Raw genomic sequence first — 15,678 nt, 5'->3', positions numbered from 1 at the left:
AGCGAATATCTCTAATGGAGGCGTTTGTCGATGTCGTCTGGATCCAGTGTGGAGGACCAGCCCCTGTCCATTGAAGGCCTTGAAGGCTTTATGGGGGACTACTACCAGCACCTGGCTGAGGAAGATGCCCGAAGCTACCCCCAGAATGTCCTGGAGGCGCGCGCCGCCGAGCACCGCCGGGCGGCGTTCGTCCGGCAGCCCGGACAGGCAAATGTATCGATCATCGACGAAGAAGACAGCAGCGTTATCTTTGTCGTCACCGATGACATGCCGTTCCTTGTCGACTCCGTCAATGCCGAGCTCGTCCGCCAGCATGCCGCCATCAGGCTGGTAGTCCACCCGCTCTTTGTGGCCACCAGGAACCGGGAAAGCGGCGAATTGGTCAAGGTCAACAGGGTTCCCGCCCACCTGGGCATTTCAAGTGGCGACACAGCGGCCATGCCGAATCTCTCCCATCTCATCGCGCAGGGCGAAAATGCCTCGCACATGGAGTCCTGGATCGCCGTCGAAATCCACCGCGTCTCCGACGAAGCCAAGGCCGCACTGCTCGCGGGCCTGACCCGCGTCCTGAACGACGTCAGGGCGGCCGTCGAGGACTGGCCCAGGATGCGCCAAAAAGCGCTGGAGATCGCCGAGAGCCTGGACCGGGTGGCCAACTCCGCCCAGATCGCTGAACTGCGGCAGGCCAAGGACCTGCTCCGGTGGCTCGACGACGGGAACTTCACGTTCCTTGGCTACCGCGAATACGACCTGCTCAACGTTGATGGCGAAGACGTCCTCGAACTGCGCGAGGACAGCGGCCTCGGCCTGCTCCGGGCCTCCGCGGATTCGCCCCACATCCAGCACCTCACCGACACGGGCCGCAAAAAGGCCCGCGAGAAGCGCGCCCTTGTCATCACCAAGGCCAACTCGCGGTCCACGGTTCACCGCTCCGCTTACCTTGACTACATCGGCGTCAAGAGCTTTGACGCCGCGGGCAACGTCAACGGTGAACGCCGCTTCATCGGGCTCTTCGCCACGAGCGCCTACGCGGGTTCCGTCCGCGATATTCCCATCGTCAGGGAAAAGGTGGACGCGGTGCTGCAGAACGCAGGTTTCCCGCCGGACTCGCATTCCGGCAAGGACCTCCTGGGAATCATGGAAACGTACCCGCGCGACGAACTCTTCCAGATCGAAGTCCCCGATCTCGCTGCGACCGCCTTCGGAATCCAGAAACTGCAGGAACGCCGGCGCACCCGGCTGTTCCTGAGGCCCGATATCTACGGCCGTTTCATGTCTGCCGTGGTGTACCTCCCCCGGGACAGGTACACCACCAACGTCAGGCTCCGCATCGAACAGGAACTGCGGGAAACCTTCCAGGCAGTCTCTATCGACTATGAAGCCCGCATGACTGAATCGGCACTCGCCCGGCTGTTCTTCCGGATCCGGCTGCCCAAGGATGCCGATGTGAGCCACGTCAACAGCGACGAGCTGGAGACGCGGCTGGTCCGGGCAGCAAGGTCGTGGAGTGAAGGCATCGCCGAGGTCCTGCGCGAGGGCCGGGACACCGCCGAGGCCAAAGAACTCGCGGCGACCTGGGCCGAAGCGTTCCCTGCAAGCTACCGGGTGGACTATGAAGTAGAGGATGCCCTCGAAGACATTGCGCGGTTCGAAAAGTACGGGGCCGCCGCAGAGCGGAATGCCGGCGCCCGGCAGGACCGCCCCGGTGTGCACGTATACCTTCCTGAAGGGGCCGGGGCGACTCTTGAGGAGGACGCCCGGGTCAAGCTCTACATGCTGGAACCCAAGAGCCTGAGCCAGATTCTGCCGTTCTTCCACAACCTTGGCCTCGAGGTCCTGGACGAGCGCCCCTTTGAAATCGAAACAGCAGACCACCGGGACTTCTTCCTCTACGACCTGGGTCTGAAGTACCCGGCGGGAGTCGATCCGCTGACTACGGGCGGCCTCCTTGCCGACTCCTTCGGCGCGGCTGTCACCGGTGCCTCGGAATCGGATAACTTCGACCGCCTGGTGCTGCGGGAAGGGCTGCACTGGCGGCAGATCACGGTCCTGCGGGCCTACGCGCGCTACATGCGCCAAATGGGCAACAGCAGCTCCTTCGGCTTCATGGCAGATACACTCCTTGCCAATCCCGATGTCACCGAGGGCCTGACCGCACTCTTCGCAGCCCGCTTCGATCCCTCCATCGGTGACAGCGAACGCGCTCAGGCGCAGGCGTCCGTGCGGCAGGAGCTGGCGGCGTCCATCGAAAAGGTCGCCACCCTTGATGCCGACCGCGTGCTGCGCACCTTTGTGAACCTCATCGAGGCAACCCTGAGGACCAATTTCTACCAGGACAAGCCGCACCTGAGCTTCAAGCTGGATCCTGCCCGGATCGAAGGCCTGCCGTTTCCCCGGCCCATGTTCGAAATCTGGGTCTACGCACCCCGGGTCGAGGGTGTCCACCTTCGGTTTGGCAAGGTGGCCCGCGGCGGGCTCCGCTGGTCTGACCGGCGGGAGGACTTCCGCACGGAGGTCCTGGGCCTGGTAAAGGCCCAGACTGTCAAGAATGCCGTCATCGTGCCCACGGGGGCGAAGGGTGGTTTCTTCGCCAAGCAGCTTCCGGATCCCTCCACGGACCGGGCGGCGTGGATGGCGGAAGGCGTTGAAAGTTACAAGACATTCATCCGCGGGTTGCTCGACCTCACCGACAACCTCCTCACTGAAGGCGACGGCGAGCGGCTTGTGCCGCCGTCGAACGTTGTCCGGCATGACGACGACGACTCCTACCTGGTGGTCGCGGCAGACAAGGGAACGGCTACTTTCTCTGACATAGCCAACGGGCTGTCCGCTGAGTACGGCTTCTGGCTGGGCGATGCTTTTGCTTCCGGAGGTTCGGTTGGGTACGACCACAAGGCCATGGGCATCACCGCCCGCGGTGCCTGGGAATCTGTGAAGCGCCATTTCAGCGAGCTGGACCTGGACACCCAGACCGAACCCTTCACCGTGGTTGGCGTGGGGGACATGTCCGGTGACGTGTTCGGCAACGGGATGCTGCTGTCCCGGCACATCCGCCTGCTGGCGGCATTTGACCACCGGCACATCTTCCTGGACCCCAACCCCGATGAGGCAGCCTCGTTCGCGGAGCGCCAAAGGCTGTTCGACCTGCCCAGGTCTTCCTGGGACGACTACGACAAGTCGCTGATCAGTGAAGGCGGCGGTGTCTTCGCCCGCCAGGCCAAGTCCATCCCCGTGTCGCCGCAGGTCCGGGCCGTGCTGGGGCTTCCGGCGGAAACCGCTGAGCTCAGCCCGCCAGAGCTCCTGCGTGCCATCCTGCTGGCGCCGGCCGACCTGCTCTACAACGGCGGAATCGGGACCTACGTTAAGGCGTCTTCCGAGTCCAACGCCTCCGTGGGCGACAAAGCCAACGACGCCATCCGGGTCAACGGCCGCGACCTGCGGGTCAAGGTGGTGGGCGAAGGCGGGAACCTGGGAATGACCCAGCGCGGCCGGATTGAGGCAGCCCTCCAGGGGGTCATCCTCAATACCGACGCCATCGACAACTCCGCCGGCGTGGACTGCTCCGACCACGAAGTCAACATCAAGATCTTCGTTGACCGAATGGTCGCGGCCGGCAAGCTGCCGGCCGGGGAACGCGCAGACTTCCTTGCCGCCATGACCGATGAAGTGGGCCGCCTGGTCCTCGAAGACAACATCGACCAGAACATCCTGCTCCTGAACGACCGGACCCGCGTGGCGGAATGGAGCCCGAGCTACGAGCGGCTCATGGACTGGCTGGAGAAAACCGCCGACCTGAAGCGCGACCTTGAAGCGCTGCCCACTACGGACACGCTGCGGGAACGGCTGCAGCAGGGCCAGGGACTGACGTCTCCGGAACTGTCCGTGCTGGCCGCCTACGCGAAGATCGAGCTGGCGTCGGCCCTGCGGGACAGCGACCTTGCCGATGACCCCTGGTTCCGGGACACCCTGCGTTCCTACTTCCCCCACCAGCTCCGTGAGCGTTTCGACGCCGACCTGGACACCCATCCGCTGCGGCGCGAAATCATCGCCACGGTGGTGGCCAACGACATGATCAACCTCGGCGGCATCACCTTCGCGTTCCGGGTCATGGAGGAAACGTCCGCCAGCGAAGTAGCCGTTGCCAAGGCCTTCGTGGCGCTCCGCGAGGTGTACGAGCTCGATGCGATGGTGGCGGAGCTCAACAGCCTGCCGGCATCCTTCCCCACGGAGCACTGGAGCACTGTCCACCTCGACATCCGCCGGCTCCTCGACCGGGCAGTCCGCTGGCTCCTCAGCCAGGAAAGTGTCTCGCGCCCCATCGCCGAGGTTGTGGCAGAGTTCAAGCCGCTGATGGATCCTATGCGCGCCCGGCTCCTGGACTACCTCCGCGGGGACGACCGCGAGCGGGTGGCGGCATGGCTGGCCAAGGGCCGGGAGTGGGAACTCCCCGAAGGCCTTGCCCTGCGCTGGGCCGAGCTGTTCGAGAGCTTTGTGCTGTTGGACATCGCCAAGATCGCCCGCTCCCGGAAAGACCGGGTGGAGGACATTGCGGCGGTCTACTACACCGTATTCAACCGGTTCCACGCGGACTCACTCCTTGAACGGATCAGCAGCCTCCCCCGGCAGGACCGGTGGCAGGCGCTGGCCCGGGCAGCCTTGCGCGATGACCTGTACTCCACGGTGTCGGATATGACGACGGCGGTGCTGGACGCCACGTTTACGGCCGAGTCGCCGGACGCACGGCTCAAGGATTGGGAGGCGCAAAACGCCGAGCAGTTGGGCCGGGCAAAGAGCATGTTCGACGAGGTGAACGCGCTCGAGGCCGACGATATGGCCTCGCTGTCGGTAGCATTGAGGCTCTTGAGGTCAATCGTCCGGCGCTAGGCATTTGGCGCCGTAAATGGAGGTGCAGTGGCAATCTTTACGGACCCCATCAGGGAACACGCTGATTTCGGGCCTGGCGATGCCGAGTGGCTGCACCTCCTGGTGGGGGACTGGCAGATGGTCGCGGACCTTGCGTTCGCCGACCTGGCGCTTTGGTTCCCCCACCCGGAGCTTGGCTATATTGCCCTGGCCCATGTGCGTCCTTCCACCACGCACACGGCGTTCCACAGCGACTTCGTCGGTGAGGGCATCCGTTCCGACCTGCAGCCGCTCGTGGATAAGGCTTGGAACAGCAGGTCCATCGAGCGTTCCAGCGAGACAAACTGGAACAGCGAGATGGCCCTGCGGGTCGAGGCGGTCCCGATGGTGCGCAACGGGCGGACACTCGCCGTGGTGACCACCCACATGGACCTCTCCAGTTCACGGATGCCGTCACGGCTGGAATTGACCTACCGGCAGTGCGCCTACGATCTCCTGCGGATGGGCACGCTGGGTCTTTGGCCTGATTTTGCCTCGCCCACGGGATCCCGCCGCGGCGCCCCGCGTGTGGGGGACGGGCTGATCAGGCTGGATGCCGACGGCGTGGTGCAGTACGCGAGCCCGAACGGTGTCTCAGCCTTCCGGCGGTTGGGTGACGGGGAGTCCCTGGAAGGTCGTTCGCTGGCTGAAGTCACCGCTGGCCTGCTCAAGGACCGCCGGCTGGTCGATGAGACCCTGCCGCTTGTCGTTACCGGCCGCATGCCCTGGCGCAGTGAGATTGAGTCAAGGGGAGTAAGCCTGTCCCTGCGGGCCATTCCGCTCCGCGATGAGCAGCAGCGGTTCGGCGCGCTGGTCCTCTGCCGCGATGTCTCAGAGCTGCGCCGCCGGGAAATGGAGCTGGTGACCAAGGACGCCACCATCCGCGAAATCCACCACCGCGTCAAGAACAATTTGCAGACCGTTGCCGCACTGCTGCGGATGCAGTCCCGGCGTATGGTGAGCGACGAAGCGAAGCAAGGCCTGGAGCAGGCGATGCGGCGGGTGGCCACCATTGCGTTGGTCCATGAGACCCTGTCCCAGGGGCTGACGCAAAGTGTCGATTTCGACGAACTGATCGGGCGCCAGTTCCGGCTGTCCGCTGAAGTGGCTTCCCCCTCGCAGCAGGTCAGGACCGAACGCTCCGGCAGCTTCGGGGAACTCCCCAGCGATCTTGCTACTCCGCTTGCACTGGTCATCAACGAACTGGTTACCAATGCTGTGGAGCACGGCCTGGAAGGGAGGGCCGGCACAGTGTGGCTCGTAGCCGACCGATCCGAAGGTGAAGACGGTGAGGAGCTGACGGTGACCATTGCCGACGACGGCGTGGGACTTCCTCAGACACCGCACGTGGAGGGCCTCGGCCTGCAGATCGTCCGGACCCTCGTCACCAGTGAGCTGGGCGGCACGATTACGTGGGAGCGCCGTGAGGGCGGTGGCACCGAGGTCAAGATCCGGCTGAGCCTGGCCGGCAAGTAGGAGCCCAAGGTCCGGCCAGCGCCGCCCTGGCCACAGCCGGGGAGTGAAATTGACAGAGGCCCCGGGACTATTCATCTCTGGATAGTCCCGGGGCCTCTGTGCGTCTAAACGGTGTCCCGCCGGACGACCTTTATGCCGGTGTTAAGGCTTTAGGAGGCGCGGCGTGCGCGGGCAGCGCGGCGCTTGAGGGCACGGCGCTCATCTTCGCTCATGCCGCCCCAGACGCCGGCGTCCTGGCCGGATTCGAGGGCCCACTGCAGGCAGGTGTCGACAACGGGGCACCGGCGGCAGACGCTTTTGGCTTCCTCGATCTGCAGCAGGGCCGGTCCTGTGTTCCCTACGGGAAAGAACAGTTCCGGGTCCTTGTCGAGGCACGCTGCGCGGTTACGCCAATCCATGCTGATCAGTAGCTCCATTTCTGGGAAGTGCCTTTGTGAAATTATTCACTAGTGGCTACAAAGGAAAAGGGCCCTCTGGGCCCCCTTGGTCATCTGCATCAAGCCTGTCATGTTAACGCTGTGTAAACAAGGGGTAATAACACCTGATATCCCCTGAAACCTGAGCGATGCATCACAGTGGCGGCTCCGGCCCTCACCAGTGTCCGACTATGTCCGGTAGGGTGCCAGTGTGTCAAGACCCCCGGCAAACCCAGCAGGTACTCCGTCCTCCTCCAGCGATCCCGGCAGCCCCGGCGGCGGCGCTGGTTCGCGGAGCGGCCCCGTACCGGGCGCCGCGACAGCGGTGGCAGTCATTGCTGGTGCCGAGGCAACGGCCCTCCTTGCGGCGGCCGGCTGGTATGCCTACGAACTCTTCAGCGGCAGCCCGGTGCTGTCCTTTTGGGGAGCGGTCTTCACCCTCGGCCTCCTGCTCGCTTTCTCCGCCTGGCTTTACGCGGTCGCGGTGTTCCTCTACCGCGGATACCGCTGGACCAGGGCGGCAGCGCTGGTGGCCCAGTTGTTCGTCCTCACCATTGGCGTGCCCACCTTAACCAGCGGACTGGTCCTGGCAGGGTTGGCGATGCTGGTTCCTGCCGTCATTGCCATCATCTTCCTGTTCACCAACAAGGTTGTCAGCCACGCCTCCCGCACAGGCAGCGCGCCCCCAACACTCTGATCCACGGCACGCTTTCGTCGCTGCAACAACCGGCCCCGGCGGGGCCAAGGAACGCCATCACCCGTCCGTCCCGGCCCAAGCCACCTGGATCGGGACGGCGCGGCCGCCGGAGATCAGGACAGCCCGTCCCGGCAGGGCATTGGCTTCAACCTCGAACCGGACGCCAAAGAGGTCGCCGTCGGCCATGGAACGCGGGCCCAGCAATAGGCCGATTCCGGCAGCCCGGGCGGTCATCATCAGGGGGACGCGCTGAAAGAGCATGGGACTATAGGCAGCAGACATCACCAGGGAATAGCCCAAGGAATGCAGTTGACCCAGATCCTTTAGCGCCGACGGTGCAATTTGGTCGGCATCGTCAACGAGCAGTGTTGTTTCCTTCGGCAAGGACCTGTCTTCGGCCTGCCGGAGGATCCCGGCCCAAAATTCGTTCGTGGCGTGCGGCGGCCCTTGATGTGCACACCACAATTCGGATGGATTGAGCGCCTGCATAGCGCGCAGAGTGTTGCTCCTACCGCTTCCCGGGCTGCCAAGGACTGCCACTACCGCGTTGCCCGGGACTCGGAGGAACGCCGGGGCGACGTCGTCGCCGGACACCCCCAGCAACCTGTCGCGCTGCACGGCACGGACCTGAGTGTTAGCTGTCCCGCTGTCGCTGGCGGAGGGGCCTTGACCTGCGGGGATCGGAACTGATGGCGGCTGTGCCACCGCCGGCAGTGCCATCGCTTCGACTTCCCGGACCGTGACCAGCGCAGGAAGAGGCTCAACGCGGATGGGTGGTACCAGGGCAACGGGATACTCCGGGGCACCTTCGACCCGCCACTCCGGGGCACGACTCCGATAAAACTGGCAGGTTGCCGGGCCGCCGCCTGGGACCGGCCCGAAGGCCACAGCCCGTCCCTCGGCGGAGGGCACCGAGGGCATGCGGGGCCACATGGCGCGGCCCTCCTCGGTGGAACCGGCTGGAAAGTAGAAACGGTTTGGTACGGCACCGAAGAATCTGGCCGTGACAAGTTCCCGTTCCCCGGAGAGCAGGACCGTGAGTCCTGCGTTGGCACCGTCCCGGACAAGGTCGTGCGCCAGGTCTTCAGCCCAGGCCAGCGGCCCCGAACGGAAAGCCGACACCCAGGATCCCCAGCCTGAAACGACCAGGACAATACGCACCTGCCCGTGAGCTGCATGGCTCCGCCGCCGGCCCAGTTCCCCGGCCAACCGCTCAAGAATGCGCGCACCTCGCCGCAGGTCATCCAGTCCGGCCCGGGCGCCCAACCGGCCCGCGACTGCCAGTTCGAAGAAACTTCCCCCAGCGTCCAGGACGTAGAAGTGGGCTTCCTCGGGCCTGGTGATCAGCTTACGGACGGCGAGTTCCAAGGCAGCCTGGGAGCCCGACGCGGGGCTGCCGATAAACGCCGCGTGGCCGTGGTGGGCGGGATCCCACACCAGGGCTTCTACCCGCTGCTCCTCCGGCCTGTCCATTAGGCCAAGGCAGACCCCGGGGGCCAGGTCCGTGGGTTCCGGGGCCCGAGGGCCGTGGACACCGGAGCCTGGCGACGAGCCGGGAGCAGGTTCTTCCAGATCCTCCGGCAGGGCAGGGGCAACAGGCCTCCTCGGAGCGTCCTTGCCCTCGTTGGTGAAGAGGTTCCGCACCATTGCCACCAGGGGTTCCACTGCCTGCGCGGGAGTTGGCACAGGAGCCGGTGCGTTGGCCGGCCCGGACACTTGGCAGGCCAGGAAGTCCATGGTCGTGCGGACGGACACGAAACCCGGTCCCTGGCCCGCTCCCGCCGCGACCAGGGACGCCCCCTGAAACTCCTCGGCGGCCTCCATTCCACGGACAAGGAAAGCCCGGCCGGGGGCGTCAACGCTGATCCCGGCCGCACTTGTGCAATTAACGATATCCACCGACTCCATGTCGGATTGCACGCGAAGGGCGATGCTTGTGGTCACATTCGCGCGAATATCCGCGGTCAGTGCTCCCTGCGGCCGCTGGGTTGCCATGATCAAATGGATGCCTAGGGAGCGTCCGATGGACGCTATTCTCAGTAATTCACGGAGTACCTCCGGCAGATCATCGACCAGCATCCTGAACTCGTCGATGACAATGACCAAGTGCGGGAGGGCTAAATCCTTCGCCGCGCTGGTAGTACGGTACGCGGCAATGTCCGGAACGTTGGCGTCGGCAAGGCACTTCTCCCGGAGGCGCAGCTCGGCGCGCAACGAGATCAGCGTTCGTTCCATATCGGAACCGGCCAGGTCGGTCTGGAGTCCCACGCAGTGGACGAGGCCACTGAGCGGGCTGAGTCCTGAACCGCCCTTGAAATCGATGAAGAAGAAATTGATCCGCTCGGGCGGATAGCTCAGGGCGAGTGCCAGGGTGAGGCTCCGGAGCAGCTCCGACTTCCCGGAGCCAGTGGTGCCTGCCACCAATAAGTGGGGCCCGTCGTACTGCAGGTCAATGGTCTTGGTTCCTGATGCGCAGATGCCCAGCGGTATTGCCAATCCATCCCTGTACAGGCTTGACTTCCAGCGGTCTGCAGTGGCCGCGGGCGTTAATGGCAGGATTTCGCCAAGGCCGCAGGCAGCGGGGATGGAGCCCGGCCGGTGGTTGTCCTGCGCCCCGGTGCCCGCCATGTGCCGGCAAAAATCAGTGAATACAGCCTCCGGAACCAGATCTGGAATGAAGGTGGTCTCGCGGAGATCTTGGACCAGGACAGAGTTGCGTTCAGAGAGGACGACGTTGGAAGGTGACGATGCCCCGTCCCGGGGCTGGAACTCCAGCACTTGCCATCCCCGCTGGATAGCCGCATCCCGTATTGACAAGTCAACGGCTCCGGCCCGACTTTCCCCCTGGATCAGCAGGACACCGCGCCCGCAACCGTGGGGACGCCCTTTGTTCAGAACACCGAGGGCCGCGTTTGCCGTTGCGGCCAGGGCTACCCGGGGCAGGTACCGGGCGGCGAGGGGAACGCTTTCCGGCTTCCCGTGGATGAGAACATGCGTCCCCGCTGCACGCGGATACCCCGCCAGTTGCATCAGGACGGACCGCATTGCGCCGTCGGTGGCGGACCGCGGACCGCTCACGGCAGTGAACTGGCAGTCCGGATCGAGGACGACCGGAACCATGCCCGCATGCGGTACCACACGACCAGAGCCTTGCCCTTCAACCCTGACATTGGCTGCCTGTTCTGCCTGACCCAGCCGCAACCACACGCCGCCGGCGCCCGGACCGGACGTCCCATCTGCCGGCTGTGCGGCCAATGCGACGAGGGACAGGGGAGGGGCGCTCCGTCGTCGGCGTTCCCGGTCTTCCGCAACGGCCGCATTCGTGGCCGTGGTCAACTCCCTTTTCTCCCGCCTGCCAGTGACCGCAGGCACCAGGACAGACACTACGGACGCCCCGGAAAAGGCGAGAAACATCCACATTCCAGTCAATATGGCCAGCAGCACTCCGATTGCCAGCGGGAGGACCGCAGCCAGAACCAGGGCCGTCCGATTGCCGGCGTTTGCGCGGCCATGTACCACGATGGGCTCTGTCACCGAGGATCCGGCGTCAGCCAGAGCCCGTATATGCGGTTCTGCAAAGACCAGCGACAGGGTTGACTGCCCGCACCTGACGCTCGACTCCGTGGAAATAACTTTGGTCTGGATCCTTTCACCATCGACAAAGGTGCCGTTGGCACTGTCCAGGTCCATCACAAGGATTTCGGTGTCTCTGACCACGATCCGTGCGTGCTCTCGCGACAGTTCAGGGTCCGGGATGGCTATCCGCGTTCCGCTCCTGCCGATGCTGTAACTGCCCCGCCGTAAGGGAACGACCGTGCCCGCTGCTGGTCCGCTGTTGACGGCAAGCACCAGGGAAGGCGCCGTCCCGTGATCCGGACAGCGGCGAGTCCGTTCGCCTGGAAGGAGCGCGCCGCCATCGACAAGGACCGCCGCCTCGATAAAGGGTGCCACGCCGAGGACCAGGGAACGCAGGTCCTCTCCGTTCACGGTGACGATGCCGCAACGGAATTTCCGGACCAACTGTTCGTGAATGACTGACCCTGCCGTGCCGGCCGGGGCGCTGATGGACAGTTCCACGGGTGCCTGGCCCCGCGATGATCCGGGGCCGTCCACCAGTGTGCAGTTAAGCATCATGGGTTGGGATCCTTCGTGCATGTACCCACACGCTAGCCACCGGCCGCAGCAGCCGTCAGGAGCCTGGCTGCCTATGTGGATAAACATGCGGTTTCAGTGGTCCGCTGGCAGTGACAGGCCGGTTAGGATCACTACACGCCGGACCTTGCCCGCGCTCCGGCAGCAGCGAAGGAGTCCTGTGAACACGATTGCTGACAGCGCTGACATCGATGACGGGGCGTACATAGGCCGCGGCAGCAAGGTATGGCATCTTGCCCAAATCAGGGAAGCGGCGCGGCTGGGGGACAACTGCGTTATAGGCCGCGGTGCCTATATTGGGCCGGGAGTGATCCTGGGGGAGAACTGCAAAGTACAAAACTACGCACTGGTGTACGAGCCTGCAGTCTTGGAGGCCGGGGTTTTCATTGGGCCGGCAGTAGTGCTGACCAATGATGTCTTTCCCCGTGCGGTGACCCCGGAAGGGGCCTTGAAGACGGAGGATGACTGGGACAAAGTAGGTGTGACCATCAGGCGGGGAGCCGCCATCGGCGCCCGGGCCGTCTGTGTAGCACCCCTGACCATTGGCGCGTGGGCGATGGTGGCGGCAGGCGCCGTCGTCACCAAGGACGTCCCGGACTTTGCCCTCGTCGCGGGTGTTCCTGCACGCCGGATCGGATGGGTGGGTAAGGCCGGCCGACCGCTCCAACGGGAGGATGACCGGTGGATTTGCCCGGCAACTGGGGACGCATACTTCGAGAGTGGAGGGGTGTTGCGCCCCACCTGATGGGGCTTGTGTGCCGGGTCACAGCGGGCGCACTGATTCGACGGGCCCGGCAGTCCCTCAGGTAGGCTGGATCAGCAGACAATGCGCACTCTTGCGCGGCCCGCATTCGAACCAGGAGATTTTGTGACCGCTGACCTCGTCATCGTAGGGTCCGGCTTTTTTGGCCTGACAATCGCAGAACAGGCCGCCACTGAGCTTGGCCTGAAGGTCGTCGTCATCGACCGCCGCCACCACATCGGCGGCAATGCGTACAGCGAAAAGGAAGAGCAGACCGGGATTGAGATCCACCGGTACGGCGCCCACCTGTTCCACACCTCCAACGAACGTGTGTGGGAGTACGTCAACAGGTTTACTACCTTCACTGACTACGTCCACAAGGTCTATGGCGTCCACAAGGGCGAGGTCTATTCCCTGCCCATCAACCTCGCCACCATCAACCAGTTCTTCCGGGCCAACCTCACACCGGGCCAGGCCAGGGAGCTCATCCAGGAGCAGGCCGGCGAGCTGGCGGGAACCGACCCCCAGAACCTGAACGACAAGGGCATCCAGTTGATTGGCCGCCCGCTGTACGAGGCCTTCATCAAGCACTACACCGGCAAGCAGTGGCAGACGGATCCCAAGGACCTGCCGGCAGGCATCATCTCCCGGCTTCCCGTGCGGTACAACTACGACAACCGCTATTTCAATGACAAGTACGAGGGCCTGCCCACCAACGGCTACACCGCCTGGATAGAAAAGATGGCGGAGCATCCCAACATCGAGGTGCGGCTCAATACCGACTTCTTCGATGAGTCGCACGAATTCAGCAAGAACAAGGTCGTCGGCAACATTCCCGTTGTCTACACGGGCCCGGTTGACCGGTACTTCGACTACGCCGAGGGAGACTTGTCGTGGCGAACCATCGATTTCGAGGAAGAAGTCCTTGAGGTGGGTGACTTCCAGGGCACCTCAGTGGTCAACTACAACGACGACGACGTCTCCTACACGCGCATTATCGAACCCCGCCATTTCCACCCCGAGCGCGATTACCAGACCGAAAAGACGGTCATCATGCGTGAGTTCTCGCGGTTCGCGGAAAAGGGTGACGAGCCCTACTACCCTGTCAACACATCGGCTGACAGGGAGCGCCTGCTCAAGTACCGCGACCTCGCAGCAGCCGAGAAGGACGTCCTCTTCGGCGGCCGGCTGGGCACCTACAAGTACCTGGACATGCACATGGCCATCGGAGCCGCGCTGAGCATGTTTGACAACAAGATCCGGCCGCACTTCGAAAGCGGCGTTCAGCTTGAAAGCGGGGGAGTGGACGCATGAGCGGTTCGCCGGGCTGGGCGACGCTCCAGCGGGTGATTTTCCCGCCGGAGTCCGGAGTCGACACGATGTCGCTCTATGCTGACCCCGGCCCGGCAACAGGGGTACGATTCCGGGAAAGCGACGAGTCGGCGCGGAATCCCAAACGTGCAGAGGACAAGCTGCAGCTGGTTGGCGCCAGCCAGCGGGAAATCCACTTCGATGACCTGTTGTCTCGGTTCTCCATCCGCGTGCGCTCAGGCGAGCAAATTTCGCTGGGTACGTATTTCAACGCATTTCCCGCCAGCTACTGGCGCCGGTGGACGCACCTGCGCGAGGTACGCCTCGTGGTCGAGACGTCCGGCCATGGAACCATCACTGTATACAAATCCAACGCGCGCGGCTCCGTTCAACGCGTGGATGGTACGCGGGTCGACGGCGACTCCCGGACTGAATTTATTCTTTCCATTAAACCCTTTGGTGACGGTGGGTGGTACTGGTTTGACCTGGCCTCCAGCAAGGGTGACCTTGTGCTGAATGAGGCCCGCTGGGAGGGGGTGTCCGCAGACCGCCCGCTCGAAACCGCGACCATTCAGATCACCACGATGAACAAGCCGGACTTCTGCCTTTCAAACGTCCGTGCCCTGGCAGAACACCCGGAAGCGCTTGAGGTGGCCCGGGAAGTACTGATTGTCGATCAGGGCACCGTCAAGGTGGCTGATCACCCCGGCTTCGCCGAAGTTGCAGCCAGCATCGGCCCGAAGCTTCGGGTGATTGACCAGGCGAACCTGGGTGGTTCCGGAGGGTTCGCACGCGGAATGTATGAGGCCGTGGAAAACGGCAGCGATTACGTTCTGCTCCTTGATGACGACGTCGTGATGGAGCCCGAAAGCGTCCTGCGCATGATGGCGTTTTCCGGCCGGTGCCGTAAGCCCATGATCGTGGGCGGCCACATGTTCGATCTATACAGCCGCAGCACCCTGTATTCGATGGGCGAGACGATTGATTCCCGGCGGTTTTCGCCCAGCCAGCCGCACCAGGACATGCAGATGCGGCACGACTTCAGTGTGTCGAACCTCCGGCAGACGCCTTGGCTGCACAGGCGCGTCGACGTCGACTACAACGGCTGGTGGATGTGCCTCATACCCACTTCCGTCATCCAGGACATCGGCCTTCCGCTGCCGTTGTTCATTAAATGGGACGACTCGGAATATGGGCTGCGCGCCCGGGCCGCCGGCTACCGGACCGTATCGTTGCCCGGCGCGGCGCTCTGGCACATCTCGTGGATTGATAAAGACGACCTGGTTGGGTGGCAGGCGTATTATCACAACCGCAACCGCCTGATAACTGCCCTGCTTCACAGCCCCGAGTCGAAGGGCGGCTCCGTCCTGCGGGAATCCTTCCAGGAAGACGTGAAACACCTCGTTTCGCTTCAGTACTTCACCGTGCAGAACCGGCTGACGGGGCGGTCGGACCTGCTGACCGGCCCCTCCCACCTGCATCCGTCCCTCGCCACCAAGCTGGCCAGCATCAACAAACTGCGGGACTCCTTCCCCGATGCGCAGCTCCGTGAAGACGTAGACGATTTCCCTGCACCTTCCCTTGGTGCAGGACTTTCGGGGCAGTCCGACAGCCAGATGCCCGCAAAGAAGGACATGGTCAAGTGGGGCCTGACGACAGTGGCCCGGCAGCTGCTCAAGCAACCCTCAGCGGACTCGCTGGAACGCCCGCAGGGTTACCTGGCCCACGTGGACAACAGGTGGTTCCGGACGGCGCAATTCGATTCCGTCGTAGTTTCCAATGCCGAGGGTACGGCGGCTTCATGGTACAAACGCGACCCAAAGAAGCTCAAGGCCATGCTTCGTCAGTCCGCCCTTCAGCATGCGGCGCTCTACAAGACCTGGGACGCGCTGGCGGCGGACTATCGCGCCGCGCTTCCGGAACTGGTATCGATGGAGGCGTGGCGGAAAACCTTCCACGGGAACGGGTAGCTGCACTCAAAC

8 protein-coding genes are annotated in these 15,678 nt (G+C 63.9%); 6 read left to right on the top strand and 2 right to left on the bottom strand.

Annotated elements, in window-relative coordinates:
- Window positions 1-30: 30 nt before the first annotated feature.
- A complete protein-coding gene (locus ACFVTD_RS01265; RefSeq protein WP_387556943.1) occupies window positions 31-4,884 on the top strand; it encodes an NAD-glutamate dehydrogenase in 4,854 nt (1,617 codons plus the stop codon).
- A 27-nt stretch (window positions 4,885-4,911) separates the two neighbouring features.
- Window positions 4,912-6,378 (top strand): sensor histidine kinase, encoded by a 1,467-nt coding sequence (locus tag ACFVTD_RS01260; protein ID WP_387556940.1) that lies wholly within the window; start codon window positions 4,912-4,914, stop codon window positions 6,376-6,378.
- Between the two features lie 149 nt (window positions 6,379-6,527).
- On the opposite strand, the gene ACFVTD_RS01255 is transcribed toward ACFVTD_RS01260, so the two are convergent.
- Window positions 6,528-6,776 carry a WhiB family transcriptional regulator gene (locus tag ACFVTD_RS01255; protein ID WP_003804966.1) on the bottom strand — a complete coding sequence of 83 codons (249 nt, stop codon included), beginning with the start codon at window positions 6,774-6,776 and terminating at the stop codon, window positions 6,528-6,530.
- 343 nt (window positions 6,777-7,119) lie between these two features.
- Here ACFVTD_RS01255 and ACFVTD_RS01250 point away from each other — a divergent pair, with 343 nt between their 5' ends.
- Window positions 7,120-7,491 (top strand): hypothetical protein, encoded by a 372-nt coding sequence (locus ACFVTD_RS01250; protein ID WP_387558920.1) that lies wholly within the window; start codon window positions 7,120-7,122, stop codon window positions 7,489-7,491.
- Between the two features lie 57 nt (window positions 7,492-7,548).
- Here ACFVTD_RS01250 and ACFVTD_RS01245 read toward each other — a convergent pair whose 3' ends face one another.
- Entirely contained in the window at window positions 7,549-11,625 is a 4,077-nt protein-coding gene (locus ACFVTD_RS01245) for an FtsK/SpoIIIE domain-containing protein (RefSeq protein ID WP_387556938.1), read from the bottom strand.
- Between the two features lie 178 nt (window positions 11,626-11,803).
- On the opposite strand from ACFVTD_RS01245, the gene ACFVTD_RS01240 reads away from it, so the two are divergent.
- The 3 genes from ACFVTD_RS01240 to ACFVTD_RS01230 all read left to right on the top strand — a co-directional run bounded on the left by ACFVTD_RS01240 (window position 11,804) and on the right by ACFVTD_RS01230 (window position 15,666).
- Window positions 11,804-12,388 carry an acyltransferase gene (locus tag ACFVTD_RS01240; RefSeq protein WP_387556935.1) on the top strand — a complete coding sequence of 195 codons (585 nt, stop codon included), beginning with the start codon at window positions 11,804-11,806 and terminating at the stop codon, window positions 12,386-12,388.
- 123 nt (window positions 12,389-12,511) lie between these two features.
- Complete coding sequence (glf, locus tag ACFVTD_RS01235) at window positions 12,512-13,699, top strand: UDP-galactopyranose mutase (protein ID WP_387556932.1); 1,188 nt, start codon at window positions 12,512-12,514, stop codon at window positions 13,697-13,699.
- On the top strand, window positions 13,696-15,666 hold the full coding sequence (locus ACFVTD_RS01230) for a glycosyltransferase (protein WP_387556929.1): 1,971 nt from the start codon (window positions 13,696-13,698) through the stop codon (window positions 15,664-15,666). Before glf ends, ACFVTD_RS01230 begins: the two co-directional genes overlap by 4 nt.
- Window positions 15,667-15,678: the final 12 nt, after the last annotated feature.

The organism is Pseudarthrobacter sp. NPDC058119 (genome assembly GCF_042884655.1).
In the GTDB taxonomy this organism is placed as follows: domain Bacteria; phylum Actinomycetota; class Actinomycetes; order Actinomycetales; family Micrococcaceae; genus Arthrobacter.
The sequence above is the reverse complement of the archived record's forward strand: the minus strand, read 5'-3'. Positions and strand labels throughout refer to the sequence as shown.